At 58.2% G+C, this 19,014-nt stretch carries 15 protein-coding genes, 1 tRNA gene and 3 pseudogenes; 9 read left to right on the top strand and 10 right to left on the bottom strand.

Features of this window, described 5'->3' with window-relative positions:
* Window position 1 precedes the first annotated feature (1 nt).
* Genes ITX55_RS09390 through cysE form a run of 5 tightly spaced genes read left to right on the top strand, consistent with a single transcriptional unit; the run spans window position 2 to window position 7,439 of the window.
* Window positions 2–3,112 carry an amino acid adenylation domain-containing protein gene (locus ITX55_RS09390; RefSeq protein WP_182074110.1) on the top strand — a complete coding sequence of 1,037 codons (3,111 nt, stop codon included), beginning with the start codon at window positions 2–4 and terminating at the stop codon, window positions 3,110–3,112.
* Window positions 3,109–4,116, top strand: coding sequence for a TauD/TfdA family dioxygenase (locus ITX55_RS09395; RefSeq protein ID WP_033651136.1), 1,008 nt, complete (start codon window positions 3,109–3,111; stop codon window positions 4,114–4,116). The genes ITX55_RS09390 and ITX55_RS09395 overlap by 4 nt, the downstream gene beginning before the upstream one ends.
* Window positions 4,113–5,396 carry a phenylacetate--CoA ligase family protein gene (locus tag ITX55_RS09400; RefSeq protein WP_108680265.1) on the top strand — a complete coding sequence of 428 codons (1,284 nt, stop codon included), beginning with the start codon at window positions 4,113–4,115 and terminating at the stop codon, window positions 5,394–5,396. Before ITX55_RS09395 ends, ITX55_RS09400 begins: the two co-directional genes overlap by 4 nt.
* Complete coding sequence (locus ITX55_RS09405; protein WP_042783829.1) at window positions 5,393–6,613, top strand: aminotransferase class V-fold PLP-dependent enzyme; 1,221 nt, start codon at window positions 5,393–5,395, stop codon at window positions 6,611–6,613. Before ITX55_RS09400 ends, ITX55_RS09405 begins: the two co-directional genes overlap by 4 nt.
* Window positions 6,614–6,671: 58 nt before the next feature.
* Window positions 6,672–7,439, top strand: coding sequence for a serine O-acetyltransferase (gene cysE, locus ITX55_RS09410; protein WP_049866655.1), 768 nt, complete (start codon window positions 6,672–6,674; stop codon window positions 7,437–7,439).
* A 75-nt stretch (window positions 7,440–7,514) separates the two neighbouring features.
* Here the strand turns inward: cysE and ITX55_RS09415 are convergent, their stop codons facing one another.
* From ITX55_RS09415 to ITX55_RS09435, 5 genes and pseudogenes are all read right to left on the bottom strand, one after another.
* Complete coding sequence (locus ITX55_RS09415) at window positions 7,515–9,056, bottom strand: glycosyltransferase family 39 protein (protein ID WP_197752348.1); 1,542 nt, start codon at window positions 9,054–9,056, stop codon at window positions 7,515–7,517.
* Between the two features lie 125 nt (window positions 9,057–9,181).
* On the bottom strand, window positions 9,182–9,325 hold the full coding sequence (locus ITX55_RS09420; RefSeq protein WP_162837200.1) for a hypothetical protein: 144 nt from the start codon (window positions 9,323–9,325) through the stop codon (window positions 9,182–9,184).
* A gap of 193 nt (window positions 9,326–9,518) precedes the next feature.
* Window positions 9,519–10,373, bottom strand: a pseudogene (gene puuE / locus ITX55_RS09425) (allantoinase PuuE); the annotation flags it as partial.
* A pseudogene (locus tag ITX55_RS09430) lies at window positions 10,342–11,209 on the bottom strand (aspartate/glutamate racemase family protein); the annotation flags it as partial. The pseudogenes ITX55_RS09430 and puuE, both read right to left, overlap by 32 nt.
* Window positions 11,209–11,925: a GntR family transcriptional regulator gene (locus tag ITX55_RS09435; RefSeq protein ID WP_033651130.1), complete on the bottom strand. Its 717-nt coding sequence runs from the start codon at window positions 11,923–11,925 to the stop codon at window positions 11,209–11,211. The gene ITX55_RS09435 and the pseudogene ITX55_RS09430, both read right to left, overlap by 1 nt.
* 133 nt (window positions 11,926–12,058) lie before the next feature.
* On the opposite strand from ITX55_RS09435, the gene ITX55_RS09440 reads away from it, so the two are divergent.
* Window positions 12,059–13,555, top strand: coding sequence for an NCS1 family nucleobase:cation symporter-1 (locus ITX55_RS09440; RefSeq protein ID WP_033642144.1), 1,497 nt, complete (start codon window positions 12,059–12,061; stop codon window positions 13,553–13,555).
* Window positions 13,556–13,732: 177 nt separating this feature from the next.
* Here ITX55_RS09440 and ITX55_RS09445 read toward each other — a convergent pair whose 3' ends face one another.
* Together ITX55_RS09445 and rfaQ are read right to left on the bottom strand one after the other, a co-directional pair.
* Complete coding sequence (locus tag ITX55_RS09445) at window positions 13,733–14,980, bottom strand: O-antigen ligase (protein ID WP_108680262.1); 1,248 nt, start codon at window positions 14,978–14,980, stop codon at window positions 13,733–13,735.
* A 51-nt stretch (window positions 14,981–15,031) separates the two neighbouring features.
* Window positions 15,032–16,192 (bottom strand): putative lipopolysaccharide heptosyltransferase III, encoded by a 1,161-nt coding sequence (gene rfaQ, locus ITX55_RS09450; protein WP_108680261.1) that lies wholly within the window; start codon window positions 16,190–16,192, stop codon window positions 15,032–15,034.
* A gap of 636 nt (window positions 16,193–16,828) precedes the next feature.
* On the opposite strand from rfaQ, the pseudogene ITX55_RS09455 reads away from it, so the two are divergent.
* A pseudogene (locus tag ITX55_RS09455) lies at window positions 16,829–16,969 on the top strand (integrase); the annotation flags it as partial.
* A gap of 24 nt (window positions 16,970–16,993) precedes the next feature.
* Here the strand turns inward: ITX55_RS09455 and ITX55_RS09460 are convergent.
* The 3 genes from ITX55_RS09460 to ITX55_RS09470 all read right to left on the bottom strand — a co-directional run bounded on the left by ITX55_RS09460 (window position 16,994) and on the right by ITX55_RS09470 (window position 17,681).
* Window positions 16,994–17,070, bottom strand: a tRNA-Arg gene (locus tag ITX55_RS09460).
* Window positions 17,071–17,166: 96 nt separating this feature from the next.
* Window positions 17,167–17,475, bottom strand: a complete 309-nt coding sequence (locus tag ITX55_RS09465; RefSeq protein ID WP_072022486.1) for a hypothetical protein — start codon at window positions 17,473–17,475, stop codon at window positions 17,167–17,169.
* Window positions 17,472–17,681 carry a hypothetical protein gene (locus ITX55_RS09470; protein WP_042783825.1) on the bottom strand — a complete coding sequence of 70 codons (210 nt, stop codon included), beginning with the start codon at window positions 17,679–17,681 and terminating at the stop codon, window positions 17,472–17,474. The genes ITX55_RS09465 and ITX55_RS09470 overlap by 4 nt, the downstream gene beginning before the upstream one ends.
* Before the next feature lie 205 nt (window positions 17,682–17,886).
* Between ITX55_RS09470 and folD the strand changes: the two genes are divergently transcribed.
* Window positions 17,887–18,753: a bifunctional methylenetetrahydrofolate dehydrogenase/methenyltetrahydrofolate cyclohydrolase FolD gene (gene folD / locus ITX55_RS09475; protein ID WP_004940177.1), complete on the top strand. Its 867-nt coding sequence runs from the start codon at window positions 17,887–17,889 to the stop codon at window positions 18,751–18,753.
* 10 nt (window positions 18,754–18,763) lie between these two features.
* A complete protein-coding gene (gene ybcJ / locus ITX55_RS09480) occupies window positions 18,764–18,976 on the top strand; it encodes a ribosome-associated protein YbcJ (protein WP_033642141.1) in 213 nt (70 codons plus the stop codon).
* Window positions 18,977–19,014 lie beyond the last annotated feature (38 nt).

The raw sequence follows: 19,014 nt of genomic DNA on the forward strand, positions 1-19,014 counted from the left end.
CATGAAAACTGCAGAAAACATGGCATTACCAGAGAATAACTGGGAAGGGTTTCCCCTGTCTTTTCAGCAGCAACAGCTGATTAAGCAAACTACCCGAAATAGCCCGCAATATTTCAGCGCAACGTATTCTCTGTCAGGATCTTTGGACCCCAACCGTTTAATCGCGGCCTTGTCCACACTGATTAATGAACATGAGATTTTGCGAACGTCGTTCAGAAACGTATTGGGAGAAAACAGCGATGTGCTGATGGTCATCAATGATCCCTATCAGCCCGAACTGATTATGGCTGACGGTGAGCCTTCGGACGTTAACCCGTTCAACGAGGAAGAAGCGGCATCGGCATGCGCAAGTCCCACAGCCAGAGAACGGCCTCTCAAAGCCGCGCTTTACCGCATAACAGCCGACCGGCATACGCTGGTGATTTCACTGCCCACCGCCAGCCTGGACTATGCCTCCGCCGACGCGATGATGGTGGCGTTGAGTCGCCTCTATACCGGTGAGGCTGGTACGTCGTCCCCCATTGTACAATACGTCGACTTTGCCCAATGGCAGCGCGAGGATTTCCCCCCGCAAACTACCGTTACTCATGTCGAGCCCATCCCTTCTTTGCGTCTGCCTCTCGAATTCAAGTCCGACAGCCAGGATTGGCAATGCCGCCCCATAACGCTGACGATGGAAACACAATCTCAGCTACAAGCGCTGGCAACAGAAAACGCCTTGTCTCTGCGCGCTCTGCTTTACGCTTGTTGGAGTGCTGCGTTATGGCGCATAGCGGAATATCCCGACCGCTTTGTGCTCAGCACGAACCTGGCCGGCCGCCCTTTTGCGGAACTTCAACAGGCTCTGGGTCGGTTCGAATATGCAGTGCCTACGATCGCGCAGCCCAACGCTGACATGACGTTGCTGCAGTTCGCTGAACATTGTCAGCAAGCACTGCGACTGAGCGAGCAGCAAGACGGCCGCCAGCCGGGTGATGTTCATTCAGCCAGCGAGATCGGCTATCAATTCTTCAATGCGGCGTCGGCAATCGAAACACCCCTGCTACATTGGGAAAACCGTACCGCCATCCCTGTACCGGAACACTGCAGATTATCTCTGCAGGTGAATGCCGGTGAACGCCTCCACCTTGTGTTGCAGATACAGCAAGGCGTCTTCGATACGGCAGGGATCGCAACGATTGAGCAGGCGTTCCGCGCCACGCTGCAGGCGCTGCTCAAGACACCACAGGCCATGCTCGATCGCTTTCCGCTTATGACTGACGATGAAACACGCATTCTGATTGAAAACACCCATAACGCGTTGTCGTCATCGCCGGCCCTCGGTTGTTGGTACCATACTTTCAGCCGCCAGGCGTCGCAGACTCCCGATGCGCCGGCGTTAAAGTACAACTCGCGAATTTGGCGCTATGCCGAGCTGGATGCCTTCACCAATCAGTTGGCTCGCCATTTGCTGAACAATGGGGTGGAACAGGGCGCAGCGGTCGGCCTGATGCTTGAGCGCAGCGATCTGGCGCTGGCGGCTATCATCGCCATCCACAAAGCCGGAGCCTGTTATGTCCCTCTCGACCCTCAACTGCCCCAGCAGCGGGTGGAGATCATCCTGAAGCAAACCAGGCCGGCACTGATGCTTGTCGCTCAAGCGCAACACCGCCAGGCGCAGCTCACCCTCCCCGTGATGGCGCTGGATGAGCAGTGGAATGACATTAGCGTGCTGGATGACTCCGCGCTGCCATTCACCGCGTCTGCCGACAGCCTCGCTTATGTGCTCTACACCTCCGGCTCTACCGGAGAGCCGAAAGGCGTCAAGATCGCTCATCATCAATTGCAGAACTATGTGTCCGGCATTATTGAGCGTGCGGAACTGGGCGCAGCGCTCACCTATCTCTCCATTGGCCCCATCACCACCGACTTGGGTAATACCACCCTGTTCCCCGCACTGGTCACCGGTGGCTGCATCGACATCTCACCTTTCACGCACGCCGAGGATATTCAGGAGCAAATTCGCTATATGGAGCAAAGCGAGTATGACGTCCTCAAATTGACCCCTTCTCATATGGCATCTTTATTCGCGCTGGCGGACACGCCGGCGCGCCTGATGCCTGGCAAGGCCTTATTGCTGGGGGGTGAGGTGTTAAGTTGGGGGATGTGGCGCCTGTTCAACGATTTTGCGAACGGTTGTCGCATCTACAATCATTATGGGCCAACCGAAACCTGCGTGGGCGCCATTGCGCAGCAGGTAGCGTCGGATAAATACGCCAGGCTGGCTTCCACCGTTCCCCTCGGTACCCCCTTGCCGCATGCCCGCTGCTATGTCGTCGACCCGCATGGTGCATTGCTTCCCGTGGGCGTCGCGGGTGAGTTATATATTGGCGGCGAGACGGTCGCTTGCGGCTATGTGCAAAGCGCTGAAGATCAGCGTCCCCGCTTTATCGCCGATCCCTGGAGCCCGCGATCCAATGCCCGGCTTTACCGTTCAGGGGATAAAGTTCGCAGGCTTCCCGATGGCAGCCTGGAGTTTCTTGGCCGTATCGACCGTCAGTTGAAAATCCGCGGATTCCGGGTAGAACCGGCCGAAATAGAAAGCACGCTGCGCAAACATGCGGAGGTTTTGGACAGCTGCGTCGTTGAACAAGGCGAATCCGGCAGTGCACATCTGTTGGCTTACGTGGTTCTGCAAAGCGGCGACAACGGCAATGCCGATTGGCTGCGTGAGCATCTCGCCGCTTACCTGCCGGATTTCATGATCCCCTCTCAAATCGTGTCGCTCTCCCGCTTCCCGTTAAACCACAACGGCAAAGTCGATCACCGCATGCTACCGGCGCCGGATACGCTTATCGCCGCCAACGCCGATGACTATGTCGCGCCGCAAAGCGAAACGGAAAAAAGTGTCGCGGCCATTTTCCAGGAGTTGCTGCTGGCCAACCGTGTAGGCATACACGACGACTTCTTTGATATCGGTGGGCATTCGCTAATCGCCACAAAGTTGGTCGCTCAAATCCGTTCCACCTTCGATATTCCGTTCAATCTGCGCAGCGTTTTTATGGATGCGACCGTAGCCGGCCTCAGCCGCAACATTGATGAACAACGACACTCTCAGGAACTGGCAAAATGAACGAAACAGCAAGCGGTTTATTCGCCCGACGGCGCCAGAGCCAAGGCGTATCCGTCACCAGTCTGGTCACCGCGTCACCACTGACCCATGCCGGCGCTAAAGGTGTCATGCTGCGCCCGGCGCTAGCCAACCTATCCGCCCCTGAGTGGGGGCAAAACAGCTGGGATTATATCGCCAGTCTGTTAGCCGAATCTGGCGCCGTTTTGCTGCGTGGCTTCAAGGTCGCGGATGTCGCGGCTTTTCGCGCCTTTGTGCAAACGTCGGCAGGCGCATTGTTGGGATACACCCACCGCTCTACGCCGCGCAGCAATATCAGCGAAGGGATATACACCTCGACCGAGTATCCGGCCGACCAGCATATTCCCCAACACAATGAGATGTCCTACACCCGCAGTTGGCCCAAGCGGCTGTTCTTCCACTGCGCCGTCAAACCAGGCGATCAAGGGCAGACTCCGCTTGCCGACAGTCAGGGGGTCTATGAACGCCTGCCGGAAGACCTGCGCGCGCGTTTTGAAGCCCATGGCGTGATGTACGTGCGCAATTTTGGACAAGGTTTGGATCTCAGCTGGCAGCAGGTATTCCAAACGGAAAATCAGGCGGAGGTTGAGGCGTATTGCCAAGCGAACGACATCCAATGCCAATGGTTGGGGGAAGGACGCCTGCGCACACGCCAAATTTGTCAGGCGACCCTTGCCCACCCGCGAACGGGGGCGGGGATCTGGTTTAATCAGGCGCATCTGTTCCATATCAGCAATCTGCCGGCGGAGGCGGAACGTGAGTTAAGACGCGAATTCGCCGAGCATGAGCTGCCGCGCAATGCCCTGTTTGGCGACGGCAGTCCTATCCCGTCAACCGACCTGACGCTGATTCGACAAGCCTATCAACAAGAAGAAATCCTGTTCGACTGGGAACAGGGCGACATTCTGATTTTGGATAACGAAACCATTTCCCACGGCCGGCGACCATTTACGCCGCCGCGCAACATCATGGTGGCAATGACATGAGCGAATCAGGTTCATTTAAAGATGTACGTCGTGAAGTGGCGTACGCTTATGAAAATGTGAAATTTTTTAAAGCTCACATGGCAGCGTCGGGCCTACGGCCCGACGACATTAAAACCCTGGCGAACTTTAAACGCATCCCCGTCACACGCAAAATGCACTATCGACGCAACTATCCGTCAGGGGTGTTAGCTGCCGGATTTACACTGACCGGGCCGCATGTGATGCGCTTTCAAAGTTCTGGGACCTCAGGAGAACGTTTGAACAGCGCGATCCTTTCCTATGACCTGGCGCGACGACAGGCCACCAGTATGGGCGTCAATGCAAACTTCAACGCACTGTGGCGCCCTGGTGCCCGGCCGCGCATTTGCCGCTATGCCCCACCTAACTGCTCTGACGTAGAGTGCGGCATCGGCCTGACAACCATGGAGGAACGCACGCTGGCCGACGGCACGCTGGTCTTGCCTGTCGCTCACGACTTATTGGCGACCCCCGCCAGGATGATCAAGCAGGCGCTGGACGAAATCGCCGCCTACGATCCGGAAATTTTGGTGGTGGACCCGACGCATTTAGCCTTTTTAACTCGAGAGGCCGACAAGTTGGGACGCACTATCGTCACCACCAACAAGCTGCATATCGTTTGTGGCTATACCCATTTGACGCAGGTTGCACGACGTCAAATTCGGCGCTTCTTCGGTGACGAAACGCCAATCGGCAACATGCTGGGCATGTCGGAACTGGGTTACCTCGGTTTCGAATGCCACCACGGTTGTTTGCACATCAACAACCAAGATTTTTTCCTGGAGTTTTTAAGCGGGGAGCAGGAATCGGCCTTGGATGAAGTCGGCGAGTTGGTCATTTCCACCATTGATGACAGCTTGCTACCGCGCATTCGTTACGCCACCGGCGACCTGTACCGTCTATCGTCGGAACCCTGCACCTGTGGCGCCACTTTGCCGGTGGTCAACATCGAAGGGCGCGCCACCCACAACGTCATCGGTAAAAACGGGGCGATAGTGACGCCTGCCGAGGTCGATCTGGCGGTGGCCGATTGCCCAGCGATCGATTTATATAAGTTGGAACAAGACGAGCTCGGGAATCTTCGTTTTCGCTATATCCTCAATCAAGCATCATCGTCTGAGCTACTCGCATTGCAACAGCGCATCAGCGCACTTTGCCAAACCCGCGACATCATTTTCGAAGCCGTGGATTACATCGCCTGCGAACGCAGCGGAAAATTCCAATCCTGCATTTCAAGATATAACGGGGCATCTCATCCATGACGAATCATTTTATTGACCGCAGTCAGTTCCCTGCGCTGATGCAGGAAATAGACGGACGGCCTCTCAACTATCTCGACAGCGCCGCGACTACCCTAAAGCCGCGCGTCATGATTGACGCCGTAACGGAGTATTACAGCCAGAACGGTGCCAATATCCATCGCGGCAAACACCGTCTCTCCGATGAAGCCTCCAATGCCTATGAAGCCGCGCGCCTCGCAGTAGCGGACTACGTCAGCGCACAGGCTAACGAAGTCGTGTTTACCCACAATACGACCCATGCGCTGAACATCGTGGCGCAAGGATTGGCGCTGAGAAAATCGGATCTGGTTATCGCTGGTGTCGATTCACATCATTCCCAACTATTGCCTTGGCGACAAGTAGCCACCCTGAGGTTCATCCAAACCGATGATCAGGGCAGGATCGATTTGGATCATTTCCAGACGCTGCTCGCGCAACGGCCGAAAGTGGTCGCCCTGACGCACTGCTCCAATGTCACCGGCGTTGTGCATCCCATTGAGCAGATGATCGCGATGATCCGCACACAAAGCGATGCCGTTATTGTGCTGGACGCTGCACAGTCTCTCCCGCACGGCCGTCTCAACCTCCACACGCTGGGCGCCGACTTTGTCGCCTTCTCCGCACACAAAATGCTGGGCCCAACCGGGTTGGGCTTTTTGTACGCGAACCAACATCGCCTCGATGCACTTAAACCGCTGCAATTCGGTGGCGGTACGGTTGACTGGGTGGATGCCGATGGTCAGGTCAATCGTCGGGCGCCCTATCATCTCGAGGCCGGCACGCCGGCGATTGCTTCCGTCATCGGCGCCGGCGCGACTTTTCGTCTGTTAGCCGGCTTCGATGAGACGGCGCGGCGTGAACACGACAAAGGTTTGGTCAACGCGCTGCTTTCCGGGGCGGCCTCTCGCCCTTACCTCAAACTTATCGGCCCCGCCGACGGTGAAAACCGCCATGCCATAGGCGCCTTCAAGTTCTCGGACTGCGTTTCGGTCGGAGAAATCGCCCGCTTGCTCAGCGACGCCTACGGCATCATGTGCCGCAGCGGTTATCTGTGCGCGCAACCTTTCGTTAGCACCCTGGCCGGTGGAGAGATCCTGCGAGCATCCGCCTATCTATACAACACGACGGCTGATATCGATGCCCTGTATCAGGCCCTTGATGACCTGGCGGAGTGCATGGGGCTGCCCACGGTAAACTGATGAAAAACGCCCGGCGTTTGCCGGGCGTTTTATCGCTATAACGCGACGAGGAAAAAAGATGCGATTGATGAACTATGCCATTTTCCCGAACCTGACGGTCTCCGACCCCTTTTGGGTACAGCTCCGGCAAGAGGCAAAAGCCTTGGCCGAAAGAGAAGGGGCGATGAGCAAACTCCTGCAGCAAGGAGTATTGCAGCATGCCACCTTCAACGAGGCGCTCGCAAACCGCCTGGCCTTGAAACTGGCCAATGACGATATCGATGCGACGAGCCTGAGAAACGTTGTTGAACAAACGCTGCAACGTGCGCCCGACATTGTCGACGCCGCGCTGGCGGACATGCGCGCGGTTTACGAACGCGATCCCGCCTGCCACAGTACGGTACAGATATTTTTTTTCTTCAAGGGGTTTATCGCATTGCAAGCCTATCGCATCTCACATGCGCTGTATCGGCATCAGCAACGTGAAATGGCCTATCACATCCAAAGTCGGGTATCAGAACTCTTCTGTATCGATATCCATCCGGCCGCCAAGCTGGGCAAAGGCATCATGCTCGACCATGCTCACGCGATTGTCATCGGTGAAACGGCGACGGTGGGCGACAACGTCTCCCTGCTGCATTCGGTGACGCTGGGAGGAACAGGAAAAGCCGGCGGCGATCGCCATCCCAAGGTGGGTAATAGCGTCGTTATCGGCGCCGGAGCCAAAATATTGGGTAATGTGCGAATCGGCGACAGTTGCTGTGTTGCCGCCGGCGCCGTTGTGCTCAAGGACATTCCGCCATCGGCCACGGCAGTGGGCGTTCCCGCCCGGATTGTCGGCCTCTAAGCGCCTCCCACACACCGGTAGCGGTGAAAAAGTTTCGGTGTGTGGGGGCTTCCGAGATTTGGGGCATTTATCCGGCTATCTGGCGTCGCGCACCACGAATAGCCTCGACTCGAAACCGCCGCTTTTGAAGGTGCCGGTATTGACCCACCCCGGCGGCGAACGGCCGAAGTCCTGATTGAAATCCCCGCCGCTGACCAGCCAGACCCGGCGATGGTCTTTCGCTAACGCGCTGAGGTTATCGACGTAGGTCTGCGCCGCCCGATCGTGGAAAAAGGTGCCGAAACCATAGGCATTGGGCTTGCCCGAAATGCCGTTGGGCCTGGCGGGGGTATACAGCAAGGCGCGATAGCCCTTCTTGTTGTAATACACATAGCTCAGGTAGTTGAACATGTTGCTGACCACCACCGCATCGTTGGGCTGATAGTTACTGTTGATGTAGTGCACCATCACCTTGAACTCATCTTTCTCGACCGGATAGTCGTTGCGCACGCCGCAGCCGAACAGCAGGCTGAAGAACAGCAGCAAAGAGATCCCGCGCACCCGGCTTTTCGTACCGGCGATCAGCACGCCCAATACCAACGGAATGCCGAGCGCGGCGGAATAAAGGTAGCGATCGACAAACAGCGGTGAACGCCAGGAAATGGCGAATACCAACGTCACCGGGATCAGCATGCCGCCGAGCAGCAGCAACGCATATTTTCTCGGCATCTGGCGCCGCCACAGCAGCAGTGAACATAAGGCGACAAACATCGCCGGCAGCAGCCAGAGAATGATCGTGGGATAGTTGCTGCCATCATGCCCGGTGAGAAAACGCCAATACATCGCCGGCAGATCGCCCCAGGCAACCTGAGGGATCCAACCGACGTCGCCGCCGACCCGCAGTTCAGCAATATGCGCCAGCAGATTGAGCAGCACCAGCAGCCAGGGAATATAGGCCACGCCAATCGCCGCATTGGCCACCCACCACGCCGGCTGCCTGATGTAACACTCGCCTTCGCGGCGGCACGACAGTGCCAACACCACCAGCCAGTGCGCGATCAGCGTGAAAATCGTGAAGTAGTGAGTATAAAAGCTCAGCGTCATCAACAGCGCATACAGCGCCAGATAGCGGCGGTTATCCGGCGTTTTCAGCCACTTCGCCAGCGCCATGGCGGCGGCGATCGCCAACAGCCCCATCAGCGCATACATGCGCGCCTCCTGGCTGTAACGCACCGCCATCGGCATGATCGCCATCAGCCATCCCGCAGTCAGCGCCGCCCGCTCGTTGGCCAACCAACGGGTAAAACGCATCGCCAGCGCCACCGTCATCACGCCGAACACCAGGCTCAGCGCGCGGGCCGCCATAATGCCGTCGCCAAACAGCACCATCCAGCCATGCAGCAGCAGGTAATAAAGCGGCGGGTGAACATCGAAGGAAGCATGGTACAGCAAAGCGCCCACATCATAGCGGCTGGTCAGCACGCTGGAGGCCTCGTCGCACCAAAAATACCGATCCGTTAAGGAAATAAACCGCACGATCGCCGAAAACGCCACGATCGCCAACGCGTAATGTTTGTAACCGATGCCTTTTAAGCCGTTATTGCTCAAAGAAACATTCGATACCTGTTGCAGTGACATAACCGCATTCCGCCCAAGAGAACCACACAGTGTGGAGACGCAGCGTCATCATTGCCGACGGCGGGTAAATGGCGGGTAAATCAGTGCGAAAAAATCGGCGCAATCACCGCGGCGGCGCACGGCCCTCAGCGGATTTCAACGGTGATGTCCGGGTAGGCCTTCTCCCCGTCGCTGAGGTAATGCCCCAACGCCCGGTAAGCCATGACGTACAGCACGGCGGCGCCGCACAGGCACAGCAAGGTCACGAGAAAGAATCTGGATTTGCGCACGATAGGCTCCATGGGGAAATTTTCACCTATTGTAACGCGGCAAAATAAACGAAGGTTCAATTGGCGGCGGGTCGTTTGCCCTACGGCCGCTCTGTCGATCCATCAAAGCACTGGAGCGAGCTGAGCGGCAGCGTTATTGGCCATACGAAAACACGCTGCGCAGTGGAGCCGACACAACGCCGCCAGGCATGCGTCATGTTCCCGGGTACGGATGGGTCTCGCGCCAGTGGTCCGCTATCTGCTGCCGCGTACAGACCCACACCCGTTCGTGTTGCTGGATATAGTCGAGAAAACGCTGCAGCGCGCGAAAACGCCCCGGCCTGCCCAGCAGACGACAGTGCATCCCCACCGACATCATCTTCGGCGCCTCCTCGCCCTCAGCGTACAGCACGTCGAAGCTGTCTTTCAGATAGGTGTAAAATTGCTCGGCGGTATTAAATCCCTGAGCGGTGGCGAAACGCATGTCGTTGGCGTCCAGCGTGTAAGGAACGATCAGGTGCGGCCGACGGCTGCCGTCGCCGCACGCCACTTCGCTCCAGAACGGCAAATCATCGCCGTAATAATCGCTGTCATAATCAAAACCGCCCTGCTCCACGACCAGTTGCCGAGTGTTGGGGCTATCGCGCCCGGTATACCAGCCGGTAGGCGCTTTGCCGAACAGGTCGGCCAGCACTTGCACCGCTTTTTGCATATGCTCGCGCTCCTCAGCGATATCCATATGTTGATAATGGATCCAGCGCCAGCCATGGCTGACCACATCGTATTTCGCCGCTTTGATCGCCGCGACAATCTCCGGCTGGCGCGCCAGCGCCATCGCCACGCCGAAGACCGTCAACGGCAGGCCACGCCGGCTGAACTCGCGGTGGATCCGCCAAAATCCCGCCCGGCTGCCGTATTCGTACAGCGAATCCATCGACATATGGCGCGCCGGATAGCTGGCGGCGCCGATAATATCGGAGAGAAACTGTTCCGATCCCGCATCGCCATGCAGCACATGATTCTCCGCACCCTCCTCGTAATTGAGCACAAACTGCACGGCAATCCGCGCGTTGCCCGGCCAGCGCGCGTGCGGCGGATCTCCGGCGTAGCCCCGCAGGTCACGGGGGTAATTCTCATCGACAATGACCATTCTTCATCCCTTTAAAATAGATTTAACGACTGAAATTGACCGCTTAACGCTTTGGTTTCGGGATAGGCCAAGTCCCCTTGTTTGCTGGTCGATAACCCCAACGCCACCAGCGACTCCACCATTTTTACCGCCGCGCTGACGCCATCAATCACCGGCGCCCGCAGCTCGCGGGTCAGTTCCTGCGCCAGCGTCGCCATTCCGCCGCAGCCGAGCACAATCGCCCCGCAGCCATCCTCTTTCAGAGCGCGGATGCAGCGCTCGCGCACTTTCTCCTGCGCCAGCCCGCTGCCGTCTTCCAGCGCCAGCACCGGCAAGTCAATGGCGTGCAGCGCCGCGCAATGCTGATGAAAACCGTACTGATGCAGCAGGTGGCGGGCGATAATCAGCGTGCGCGGTAACGTGGTGACGATCGAAAAACGGGTCGCCACCATCGACGCCATATGCATCGCCGCTTCCGCAATGCCGATCACCGGCCCCTGCGCCAGCTCGCGCGCGGCCAGCAATCCCGGATCGCCGAAACAGGCGATCACATGACCGTCAACGCCCTGCCGTCGCCCCGCCCTCACCTGTTCCAGCACGCCGATCGCCGCGATGGCTTCGTCAAAGTGCCCTTCAATGGACGGCACCCCGTCGCGCGGGCACACCGCCAGGATCTCGGTGCCCGGCGCGGCGGCGGTGCGCGCGGCGGCGGCGATGGTGTCGGTCATCGCCTGACTGGTGTTGGGGTTGATAACCTGTATGCAAACAGAATACATCACGGCTCCTTGTAACCGGCGAACAGCCGGGAAAAATCGGGCAGGCTGACGCCATCGCGCTCAAAGCGCAGGCTGGCGACAATATGATCAAAATGGCGCATCAGGGCGTCGCTCAGAGGCTGCAGCGCTTTATCCCGCAACAAACCGACCAACTGCTGATGATCGTCGCAACGGCACCCCTGCCGCCACGGCGCGCCCCAGGTGGCGATGACCAGGGAAGAACGCTGGCAAAGACGCGTCACCATGTCGGTGATAACCGAATTGCCCGAGATCGCCTGCAGCTGAATATGAAAATCGGCGGAATAGCGAATCGCCGCCGGGCCGTCGTAAGCCTCATGCACCTGCTGTTCCAGCTGAATAATGCGCTCCAGTGCCGCCAGATGGGGCGCTCGACAGCGGGCGATAATATCGGGAAGATTGGCCACCTCCAGCAGCGCGCGCGTGCGGAAGATAGCCTGCGCCTCTTCCACCGTCGGGCTGGCGACATATGCACCACGTTTGGGCTTCAGGCTAACCATTTGCACAGCGGCGAGTCGTTGCAGCACCTTACGGATGCCGGTGCGGCTCACGGCAAACACGTCGGACAACGCCTCCTCCGGCAATTTGCTGCCCGGCGGCAGCTGATGCTCGACAATCGCCGTCATCAACGCCTGATAAATGGTTTCATCTTTGTCCTGCAGCGCTGGCGCGGCCTGGAGACAATGTTCAGTATTCATTCACCCACTCCGGTTTCACCTATCGATAGCAAAATCGTATACATAACGCTCGGTTTCTGTATGCAAAATCAGCCATTGTGGCCTGGATCCTGCAATAGCCTCAGCAATCCACATAACAAGAGGAGCAGGTTTCATGCCACATTCAACACACATGCATCAGGTTTCGGCCAAAGACGCGACCGCCGGCTACAGCCCGCGACTGTGTAATGAAGATCTCGCGCCGACGCGCGACCAAAACTGGAGCTGGTACAACATTTTTTCATTCTGGATGTCGGACGTGCACAGCATGGGGGGCTATGTGGTCGCGGCGAGCTTTTTCACGCTTGGGTTGGCCAGTTGGCAAGTGCTGCTCTGCCTGCTGATCGGCATTTGCATCGTACAGCTGTGCGCCAACCTGGTGGCGAAGCCAAGCCAAATGGCCGGCGTGCCCTATGCGGTCATCTGCCGCCAGGCGTTTGGCGTCTTTGGCGCCAATATCCCGGCGGTGATCCGCGGGCTTATCGCTTTCGCCTGGTATGGGATCCAGACCTACCTTGCGGCCAACGCCCTGATGCTGGTGCTGCTCAAGTTCTGGCCGTCGCTGTCCACGCTCACCGGAAGCGGCTTCCTCGGCCTGTCGCTCCTGGGCTGGCTATGCTTCGCCACCATGTGGCTGCTGCAGGCGATGGTCTTTTGGCACGGCATGAACGCCATTAAGCGCTTCATCGATATCGCCGGGCCGGCAGTCTATGTGGTGATGCTGGCGCTGGCGGGCTGGATTGTATACAAGACCGGTTTTGACGGGATTTCCTTTACCCTGGCCAGCAAATCGCTGACCGCCGGGGAGCAGACCTGGCAAATGATCACCGCCACCGCGCTGGTGGTCTCCTACTTCTCCGGGCCGCTGCTCAACTTCGGCGATTTCTCCCGCTACGGCAAAAACATGGGCGAGATCCGCCGCGGCAACCGCTGGGGCCTGCCGTTCAACTTCCTGCTGTTCTCCATCGTCACCGTAGTGATTGTTTCCGGCACACAATCGCTGTTTGGCCACATGATCACCGACCCGATTGAAACCGTCAGCCGCATTGGAAACGATCTGGCGGTCGCCATTGGCCTGCTGACGATGATCACCGCCACCATTGGCATCAATATCGTGGCCAACTTCGTCTCGCCAGCCTTTGACTTTTCGAACTGTTCGCCGCAGAAAATCAGCTTCCGCACCGGCGGGATGATTGCCGCCGTTGGGTCGATTCTGCTGACGCCGTGGAATTTGTTTAATTCGCCGGAGCTTATCCACTACACCCTCGACGTGCTGGGCGCCTTTATTGGCCCATTGTTCGGCATCCTGATCGCCGATTTTTATCTGATCAAACGCGGCCAGGTATCCGTGGACGATCTGTTTGATGACACCCCGAAAGGCAAATACTGGTACCGCAACGGTTTTAACCCGAAAGCCATTGCCGCGCTGCTGCCGTCGGTGGCCATTGGCCTGATCATCAGCTTTATTCCGGCTCTGCACCAAGTGGCCAACTTCAGCTGGTTTATCGGCGTCTTCCTCGGCGCGACCGCCTACCGCTGGCTGGCCCGCGATGAGCGCACCGCCGTGGCCGGTCCGGCGTTCCGGGCGAAGGTGATGGCGCAAAAAGAGTAATTCCGCCCACAGCAAACTGCGTCGGAAGGGAAAAAAGCCATCCGCAACCGTGCCGCCCCGGCGTTAACGCCGGGGCGGCCGTTGTGAGCGAACCAGGCGGCCGCTGGCTTTTCACCGATGCGTGGAGGAGCGCTGAGCGCCGCGTTCAAGCGCGTATTTTCGAAGCACTTCAACCCCCTATCGCATCTGGGGTTGAGGCAAATCTGCATGAAGAGACGGCGGAGTGGTGAGGGAAAGCCCGGCCAGTAAGGCGGCGATAATGACAAACAGGTGCCCTTCGGACGAGTCCAGCAGGAATGAATTGAACAGATGGCAGGCCATGTAGCTGCTGAGCACCGCAACGAACAGATTTCGGCGCGCCGGCGGCAAGCGCCAGGCGACGCGGTAGCAACTCCACATCCAGGTGAGGAACACCATCAATCCCAGCAAACCGCTCTGCACCGTTTCCAACAGGTATTCATTGTGCGGATTATGCACGCCATAGCCGGTGGATGGATTGCCGTACCAAAAGCTGCCGGCGCCGTTGCCCAGCAGCGGGGATTGCTTTATCAGTCGCAGGGCTTCGCGGGCGAAGGCGGTGCGTTGCCCCATGGAGTTGTCGCAGGCCGCATAAGCCGTTTGGGCCGGGGCGAAAACGCACCCCTGAATTTGCTGGACGCCCAGCGTCAGGCGCTCCATGGCGCGATTGGGGGTCATGACCAGCATCACGACAGCCAGTATGCCGCAGGCGATCACGGCCACTTGCTGCTTGCGCCGGAGTGTGAGCAATAACCAGATGCCCATGCCAACGGCCAATGCCACATACCCGGTACGCCCCTGCACCATCAGCAGAACATTAACCGTCGCCAACAACACCAGTCCCGCATACCCCCAGCGCCGTTTTCCGCTACAGGCAAAAGCACGCGACAACCAGACCAGCGCCGCCAGCGCCATAAACACGTTTTGGGTGATTTGCAGCTTAAACACCGTAGGGTTGGCGGGGTTCAGCCCGCCCAATGTGACATGGCCAAGCCCGCTCATGAAGCTGATGGCCAATATCGCGGCATTGGCCCACAAAAAGCCGCGGACAAATTGCGTCATCAGCCGCGAGTCGGCCAGAAAGAACAGCGCCAGCGGCAGGACATACAGCAATTTTTGGTATTTGCCGACCATTTTGGGGCCGTAGGCGTGAGCATGCGTCAGCAATGACAACGCCAGCAGCGCAAACATCAGGGCCGGCAACCAAACCAGGGGATGACAAGCCAGTGCAGCCCACTGCCGGATATCGCGCAGCCAGAGCAGACAGACGACAATCAGCCCCAGTGAGATATTCATCAGGGGATTGGAGGTCGGGAGGGAGGCTCCCAGCAAAAAGGCGGTAAACGCAAACAACCGTTGCTGAAGGGGCGTTTGTATTGACGAGGAAACTGCTGAGTTGAATAGCATCGTGACGTACTCATTGATAAGAGAAAAAACACGGTGGAAGGCCGCGCAGGATTAACGCTGCGCAGATCCGACGAGGGATGCCAGTTGCCTGTTAACCGCCTGTATCACATCGCCGGCCGGGATGGCCGCGAGGTAACGCTCGCAGGTGTTGGTGTCAACGGCTTCCGGGGCGGGCAGCGGACGATAGTCTCCGGCCCACAGCAACGTGTGGGGCGCCTGCCACGGGGACCATCGCGCGAGGTCGCTGGGCCCGAACAGCACCACCGAGGGCGTATTCAGCGCGGCGGCCATGTGCATCGGCACCGAATCGACCCCAATAAACAGCCGCGCCCGGTCAATCAACACCGCGAGCTCCGGCAGCTCCAGACGCCCGGTCAGATTAATCACCCGCCGCGGTAACAGGCAGCGGGCCATGATGGCGCTTATCATGGCGGCTTCATCTTGCGTGCGTCCGCCGGTGAGCACCACCGTTCTGCCCTGGGCGGTCAGGTGGTTAATCACGGCGCTGAATCCGTCCACCGTCCAGGTCTTGAAAGCCCAGCGTGCGGTCGGCTGTATCAGCACAAAATCGGTCAGGTGATGGCGTCGACTGAGCCGGTCAACGTCATCCACATCAGATTGCCGCCAGGCCTGCGTCACCTGCGTGATTGTCGTGGGCAAGGCCAGTGGCGCCAGAATGCTGAGATTATTCAGCACGGTGTGTTGCGCCGGGCCGGCAACGTCGACCAGTAGCGAATGGCAGGCCCGCCAGAGTCGATTGTCGCGTTTGGGGTAGCGAAACCCCAGACTGAAGGTCGGCTTGAGAAAACGGCAATACAACGCCGCCCGCCACTGATCGGAGAGGTTGATCACCAGATCGTAATGGCCGGTCCGCAGGCTGTTCCATAACGCATATTCGCCGCGGTATTGCGCTTTCAGCCCTTGGCGCTTGAGCTCTCGATCCACGGTAAAGGCCAGATAAACATCCTGATTGCCGGCCAGCATCGCCTCGGTGCCGTCATAGACCAGCACATCGATCAACGCATTGGGGTAGTTGACGCGCAATGTGCTGAGCACCGGCGTCATCAACAGGACGTCGCCAAAGTGGCGTAGCTTGATGACGAGAATGCGTTGCACGCTATCCCGGTGCAAAAGCGCATTGGGCACCCGGCGATCGGGGAGTATGGCCAGCGGGGATACGGGGCGTTTGCCGGTGGTGCGATGGGCATTCATGGTTCGTCGCCTCAGAAAAATACAAAAGGCCGCTGCAGGGCCGAAAGAGTCCGTGAGGATAAAAATAGCGCTGCGCCACGGTTCGAAAACCCGAGAAGGCTGCAGGGAGAAAACGCCGTTCTCTCTGCCGTGCTCCCTGAACCGTCAATCTCGTTATCGCGGGAAAGCGGGCGATTAGCAGACGTTCTCGTCATGGCTGAGTACGGGGGTTTTATCCTGATAAATTGTCGAGCGCTACGTGGTATTCACCGGATGAATAAAGAGTTACCGCCGAATAATATCCTGCCCGATCTTAACGGCGACCGTGCAGCAAAGATAATTGGTTGTGCAGATCAATAAGATCCTACCGATCGTTGAAAACGATCAATCCTTTACAAATTGCAGGGTTACCGAGAAAACTCCTAACCCATTGAGGTTATTAATGTCTTTTATTGCTGCAGCGTACGGCGCGTGCTGAACTCACTCCCCGACCGGAGAGCCCGGTGCGGGAAGTGAACCATCGTCAGCGAATAAACGTGGGAGGGGGAAATAGGAGTTTTCACCGGTGGAACAGCGGCGCCGCGGCCGGATACCTAATCACTCGCCAAGCGCAGGAATTGCACGACCGTCGAAAAGCTGAGCTTTGGAGAATAGACCGGCTGGGAGAGCATAGAAATGGTACAGCGATACACTCACCTTGCACCGAACCATCTCACTGAGCATGCGAGGCAAATTGATGCGATTTTCGGAGGTTTAGTCCCAAATCTGTCCCATGATGAAATTGGAAAGACGGGATGAAAGGCGTAACTCATTGATACTTAATGGCACGCCCTATAGGATTCGAACCTATGACCTACGGCTTAGAAGGCCGTTGCTCTATCCAACTGAGCTAAGGGCGCATTGAGATGCGGCAACCTGTGGTTGCGGGTTGCGATTATACGGTCAGAGGTTAGCGAGTCAATGCCTTTTCATGACGTTACGGCGGCGACGGTGCTTTATGGCGTTTTTTCCGCCAGCGCGCGTGCGGCGGCCCGCGCTATGCTGTGTTGCGCCAGGCCGACAGCGGTATCGCCTGGCGTGCGTTCGGCCCCTTGCCGCCCATCGCCCCGCCGCAGGCAAAGGCGCACGGACTGAACGACCGCCGTAATGTCGCCCCAATCGGCATGCTCAACCACCTGCATGTTGCAGGTCGCCTCCCCTCTTTTCCCCAGAGCGGAGTCAGGGCGTGCGCTGTTTAAAGAAGCCTGGCTCCACGGCGCCCAAGCCAGCAATAGCGCGCACCCTACCCATGCGCTGCCGTTCATGCACACAGCTTCCGCCACAGGGCGCTCAGGCGCGCCCGCCACGACGGCGTCGCCTGGTGCTGACAAAGCTGATGCAGCGCGGTGAGTTGCTCACTGTCCGCCGGATGCAGCGAAGAATCGAACACCGTCTCACCAACGTGCTTAGGCTGCGCCGGTTGCTGATCAGGCTGATGATGCAACGGATAAAGCCGGGTTATCGCTCTCATGATCCTGCCCTCTTTCGCCCTGTGTATGGCCCCAGCGTATGCAAATGCCGGTAAAAATGGCGTAGAGGTTCCTGAAACCGGCATAAAAAAAGCGTAAATCGGCCTCGCCGACGGCGGCGAGGGTGATTCTGCGCCTGACAGCGCGCTCAGCTTCTGACAGAATAGCGGCATCCCCGCTTTTCTTAATTGATGGATTTCCACACTGATGTCAGCAAAGATTATTGATGGTAAAACGATTGCGCAGCAGGTTAGAAACGAAGTGGCTGAGCAAGTGAAACAACGTCTGGCGGCCGGCAAGCGCGCGCCAGGGCTGGCGGTTGTGCTGGTCGGCGAGAATCCGGCTTCGCAAATTTACGTCGCCAGCAAGCGCCGCGCCTGCGATGAAGTCGGCTTCCTCTCCCGCTCCTACGACCTGCCCGCTGCCACCAGTGAAGCCGAGCTGCTGGCGTTGATCGACCAGCTGAACGCCGATGAGGAAATCGACGGCATTTTGGTGCAGCTGCCGTTGCCGGCCGGCATCGATAACGTCAAGGTGCTGGAACGCATCCATCCGGACAAAGACGTCGACGGCTTCCACCCGTACAACGTCGGCCGCCTGTGCCAGCGCGCGCCCAAGCTGCGCCCATGCACGCCGCGCGGCATCGTCACCCTGCTGGAGCGTTATAACATCGATACCTACGGCCTGAACGCCGTGGTGGTCGGCGCGTCCAACATCGTCGGCCGCCCGATGAGCATGGAGCTGCTGCTGGCCGGCTGCACCACCACCGTCACCCACCGCTTCACCAAGAATCTGCGTCATCACGTCGAGAACGCCGATCTGCTGGTGGTGGCGGTCGGCAAACCGGGCTTCATTCCGGGCGACTGGATCAAACCGGGCGCCATCGTGGTTGACGTCGGCATCAACCGCCTGGAAAGCGGTAAAGTGGTGGGCGATGTCGATTTCGACGCCGCCAGCGAGCGCGCCGCCTACATCACCCCGGTGCCGGGTGGCGTTGGCCCGATGACCGTGGCTACACTGATCCAAAATACCTTGCAGGCCTGCGAGGAATATCACGACGTTCAACCTAAATAAGTAAGGCAGTATGGAAATTTTCAATCTGGACAATCATCCCCATGTCGAACTGTGCGATCTGCTGAAGTTCCAGGGCTGGTGTGAAAGCGGCGGCGCCGCCAAAGAAGTCATCGCCGAAGGGCAGGTGAAAGTCGACGGTAAGGTCGAAACCCGCAAGCGCTGCAAGATCGTCGCCGATCAGGTGGTGGAGTTCGGCGGCGGCAAGGTCATGGTTAAACCCTAACCCGCAGCCATAGAAAAAGGCGCTGAATTCAGCGCCTT

Source organism: Serratia sp. EWG9 (genome assembly GCF_019913725.1).
Lineage (GTDB): Bacteria > Pseudomonadota > Gammaproteobacteria > Enterobacterales > Enterobacteriaceae > Serratia > Serratia ureilytica.

Excerpts from the sequence above, each read along its gene's own strand:
- ITX55_RS09445 (WP_108680262.1), bottom strand. The coding sequence starts at position 14,980 with ATGCTATTCAACTCAGCAGTTTCCTCGTCAATACAAACGCCCCTTCAG.
- ITX55_RS09465 (WP_072022486.1), bottom strand. The coding sequence starts at position 17,475 with ATGAACGGCAGCGCATGGGTAGGGTGCGCGCTATTGCTGGCTTGGGCG.
- ITX55_RS09390 (WP_182074110.1), top strand. The coding sequence starts at position 2 with ATGAAAACTGCAGAAAACATGGCATTACCAGAGAATAACTGGGAAGGG.
- ITX55_RS09395 (WP_033651136.1), top strand. The coding sequence starts at position 3,109 with ATGAACGAAACAGCAAGCGGTTTATTCGCCCGACGGCGCCAGAGCCAA.
- ITX55_RS09440 (WP_033642144.1), top strand. The coding sequence starts at position 12,059 with ATGCCACATTCAACACACATGCATCAGGTTTCGGCCAAAGACGCGACC.
- folD (WP_004940177.1), top strand. The coding sequence starts at position 17,887 with ATGTCAGCAAAGATTATTGATGGTAAAACGATTGCGCAGCAGGTTAGA.
- ITX55_RS09415 (WP_197752348.1), bottom strand. The coding sequence starts at position 9,056 with ATGTCACTGCAACAGGTATCGAATGTTTCTTTGAGCAATAACGGCTTA.
- ITX55_RS09405 (WP_042783829.1), top strand. The coding sequence starts at position 5,393 with ATGACGAATCATTTTATTGACCGCAGTCAGTTCCCTGCGCTGATGCAG.
- ITX55_RS09470 (WP_042783825.1), bottom strand. The coding sequence starts at position 17,681 with ATGAGAGCGATAACCCGGCTTTATCCGTTGCATCATCAGCCTGATCAG.
- ITX55_RS09400 (WP_108680265.1), top strand. The coding sequence starts at position 4,113 with ATGAGCGAATCAGGTTCATTTAAAGATGTACGTCGTGAAGTGGCGTAC.
- rfaQ (WP_108680261.1), bottom strand. The coding sequence starts at position 16,192 with ATGAATGCCCATCGCACCACCGGCAAACGCCCCGTATCCCCGCTGGCC.
- ITX55_RS09435 (WP_033651130.1), bottom strand. The coding sequence starts at position 11,925 with ATGAATACTGAACATTGTCTCCAGGCCGCGCCAGCGCTGCAGGACAAA.
- cysE (WP_049866655.1), top strand. The coding sequence starts at position 6,672 with ATGCGATTGATGAACTATGCCATTTTCCCGAACCTGACGGTCTCCGAC.
- ybcJ (WP_033642141.1), top strand. The coding sequence starts at position 18,764 with ATGGAAATTTTCAATCTGGACAATCATCCCCATGTCGAACTGTGCGAT.